Here is a 3,838-nt window from a genome sequence, read left to right as displayed (position 1 = left end):
GAGTTCAGTATTGGTGACAGACCACCACAAGTATCCAACCTCAATTCTGTTCACAAGACCATCGTTGATGTTCTCGGCGAGCGATACCGTCGAATTTATTCTTAAAGTAGGTGCGGAATGACGGCTGAAGAAAAGCCAGCTACAGCGCAACTATGCCTGGAAATTCTTGCAACTGTGCAACAGCGAACTCTCGCTGGATGAGATCAAGGATAAAGTCTTTTCGGATAACGCAGATTCGGTTATCGACTACCAGATTTAGCGCCTATTCCATTAGGCTATTTTACTTACCATTTTAGCACCGGGCAGTGCTCGAAATCCTCACGTACTCCGTGTACGCTCCGGTTTCTGCGCGCCGTACGTGGCCAAACTGGCTGCGCCAATGACGCCTACTGGGATAGGCTCTTAACCCGCGGATCCTCACACAAGCGGTTTGCTTGATATCGATCAAGTGAATCGCTATTCGTTGCCGTTATGCATCCTGCTGCTGCATTTACCTCAGTCTGACATATCTTCTTTATCTTTTCTTTAGCGTGGTGAATAACTGCTTTTTTCACGCTATTTTCAGTGTTTTATCACATTTTTCTGACATAACTGTGACTTTTGACGCTGTTTGCATGCTTGATATCACGGAAATGGGATAGTAGTATCCCTGGCCATAACAATAACGTATGTCTGATGTTTTGCTTTCAGATACAGTCACTTGTAAATCCATTCAGCACTATTACGGGCCGTATTCAAACGTGTGCGCCGTACCAAGGGTTATCAAGATGTACTGCATCAGCATTCACATTGGTCGCATTTTATCTCAGCCACCCTTGTGCGCCGTTCAACCGGAAAAGAGGCGCTGTGGCCGTACGTTCGCGGCACCGGGTGGTCTTGCAATGGAATTCACTATGAAATCAATCAAAATCAGCCTAGCCTGGCAAATCCTTATTGCGTTGTTCCTTGGCATCCTTGTTGGTGCCGTACTGCATGAAAGCCCCGATGAGCGCCAGTGGCTTATCAGTAACATTTTGAGTCCCGCCGGTGATATTTTTATCCGGCTAATCAAAATGATCGTGGTGCCGATTGTGATCGCCACGCTGATCGTGGGCATCGCCGGGGTTGGGGATGCCAAGAAGCTGGGGCGTATTGGTCTTAAGACTATTGTCTATTTTGAGGTGATCACCACCTTCGCCATTATTCTTGGCATTACGCTGGCAAACCTGTTCCAACCCGGTCACGGTATTGATATGTCATCATTGACCACGATGGACATCTCTCAGTACCAAAAGACCACCGAACAGGTGCAGAGTGGGTCGCACAGTTTGGTGGTGACCGTGTTGTCGCTCATCCCCCCCAACATTTTTGCGGCGATTGCCAATGGCGATATATTGCCGATTATCTTCTTTTCCGTCATGTTTGGGCTGGGCTTGTCGTCGCTGCCCAAAGCGCACCGCGATCCGTTGTTGAATGTGTTTCGCGGCGTATCGGAAACCATGTTTAAAGTCACGCACATGATCATGCGTTACGCGCCGGTTGGGGTGTTTGCGTTGATTTCGGTGACGGTAGCCAACTTCGGTTTTGCTTCGCTTTGGCCGCTCGCCAAACTGGTGATTCTGGTGTATGTCGCCATTCTGTTCTTCGCGCTGGTGGTATTGGGTGTGGTGGCACGCTTGTGCCGTCTGCGTGTCACTATGCTGATCCGTATTTTGAGAGATGAACTGATCCTGGCCTACTCCACCGCCAGTTCAGAAACCGTGTTGCCGCGCATCATTGAAAAGATGGAAGCCTACGGCGCGCCAAAATCGATCACCAGTTTTGTGGTGCCGACGGGTTACTCGTTTAACCTGGATGGCTCCACGCTGTACCAAAGTATCGCCGCCATTTTCATTGCCCAACTCTATGGCATCGATCTGTCTCTGTGGCAGGAGATTGTGCTGGTGTTAACCCTGATGCTGACCTCCAAAGGGATTGCCGGGGTGCCGGGCGTCTCGTTTGTGGTGCTGTTGGCAACCTTGGGCAGCGTGGGCATTCCGCTTGAGGGGTTGGCCTTTATTGCCGGTGTGGATCGCATCATGGACATGGCGCGCACGGTGCTGAACGTAGTGGGCAACGCGCTTGCCGTACTGGTCGTTGCGAAGTGGGAAGGGCAGTTTGATGAAGAGAAAGCCCGTGCCTACGAGCGTGAAATCAAGGGGACTGACTCACGACTGATACAGAGCAAGGTTTGATTAACGCGTTGGAAAGACAATGAAAAAACCGCCCGAGAACCGGGCGGTTTTTTGTGGCAAGAATCAGAGGAAGCCGTACATGGCGGCAAATACCCAGCCAAACACACAGGATGTGGATACGCCAATCAACCCCGGCAGAATAAAGCTGTGGTTGATAACGAAGCGGCCAATCTTGGTGGTACCGGAACGGTCAAACTGGATGGCAGCCAGATCGCTTGGGTAGGTTGGCAGAATATAGTAGCCATAGCAAGCAGGCGCTGAGGCGACGATATACGCCGGATCCACACCGATGGCTAACGCTACCGGCACGATCGCTGCCAGTGCAGCCGCCTGCGAGTTAACAAACTTCGACACCAGCAGCAAGATCAAGGCATAAGCCCACGGGTACTCTTTCACCAGCGTGCCCAGCGTGGCTTTGATTTGATCCAGGTGCGCACCGAACATGGTCTCTGCCATCCAGGCAATCCCATACACCGCAACGATAGCGATCATCCCAGAGCGGAAGACCTCGTTTTTGGAGATATTGGCCGGGTTGGTTTTAGTGGCAATGATAATCACTGCACCCGCAAACAGCATGAACATCTGGATGACCAGCACCATGGAAAGCGGTTTGCCGCCAAAGCTTGGGCGCAAGTCGGCATCGGCACCGAGAATCGCTACCGCAGCAATGGCTGCCAGGAAGATCCACATGGCAACCCAGTTGCTCTTGGGCAGTTTTTTATCCAGCAGCGTAGCGGTATCACCGTAAACGTAATGCTTGTTTTCTGGCACGGAGATGAATTTCTGGAAGTCTTCATCTTTATCCAGATCTTTACCGCGGAACCAACTGAAAATACCAATTGCCAGAATACCTAACAGCGTTGACGGAATGGTAATGGCCAGCAGATCGAGAAATTCCAGATGGCGACCGTTAAAAGTAAAATTCCTCAGCATGGCAACTAACGAAACCACCGCCACGGAAACCGGGCTGGCGATAATCCCCATTTGTGCGCCGATCGAACTGGCTGCCATGGGGCGTTCCGGACGGATATTATTTTTGATGGCGACATCATAAATAATCGGCAGGATGGTATACACCACATGGCCGGTACCGCAAAGAATGGTCAGGATACAGGTGACAAACGGTGCGATGATAGAAACGTATTTCGGGTTACGGCGCAGCAGACGTTCTGCGATTTGCAGCATCACATCCAACCCACCAGAGGCCTGGAGGGTGGCGGAAGCAGCAACCACCGCGATAATCACCAGCATAACGTCGACGGGCGGCGTGCCGGGTTTGAGTTTAAACACAAAGACCAGGATAACCAGCCCGATACCGCCGAGCAGGCCGAGTGCTATACCGCCTTTTCTTGCCCCGTAAAAAAGGCAGATCAGAACGATCACTAATTGAATGATAAAATCCATAGGTACCCCATTGCTCAATATTGACGAGATAAATTAATTAAGTTGGCTTACTGTCGTCGTGGGTAATATAGGGATTATTGGATTATTGGATTATTGGATCCGTCATTCCGCACCTGATTTTTCTTTTTTCGGGACTTGACGGTATTCTGAAGTTCTGAATTTATTACTGCTTTTTGCAGACCAATCAGCATGAGTACTCCCCACGTTACCATCCGTAACCT

2 protein-coding genes and 1 pseudogene are annotated in these 3,838 nt (G+C 50.4%); 2 read left to right on the top strand and 1 reads right to left on the bottom strand.

The window, feature by feature from the left end; genetic code table 11:
- Positions 1 to 124 precede the first annotated feature (124 nt).
- Together cbl and gltP are read left to right on the top strand one after the other, a co-directional pair.
- A pseudogene (gene cbl, locus ACTBDZ_RS15885) lies at positions 125 to 259 on the top strand (HTH-type transcriptional regulator Cbl); the annotation flags it as partial.
- Between the two features lie 634 nt (positions 260 to 893).
- A complete protein-coding gene (gltP, locus tag ACTBDZ_RS15880; protein WP_438816030.1) occupies positions 894 to 2,213 on the top strand; it encodes a glutamate/aspartate:proton symporter GltP in 1,320 nt (439 codons plus the stop codon).
- 63 nt (positions 2,214 to 2,276) lie between these two features.
- Here gltP and ACTBDZ_RS15875 read toward each other — a convergent pair whose 3' ends face one another.
- Positions 2,277 to 3,617, bottom strand: coding sequence for an anaerobic C4-dicarboxylate transporter (locus ACTBDZ_RS15875; protein WP_438816029.1), 1,341 nt, complete (start codon positions 3,615 to 3,617; stop codon positions 2,277 to 2,279).
- Between the last annotated feature and the right edge of the window lie 221 nt (positions 3,618 to 3,838).

It is taken from the genome of Symbiopectobacterium sp., from assembly GCF_051710365.1.
Taxonomy (GTDB): Bacteria; Pseudomonadota; Gammaproteobacteria; order Enterobacterales; family Enterobacteriaceae; genus Symbiopectobacterium.
This window is presented reverse-complemented; position numbering and strand designations above follow the sequence as displayed.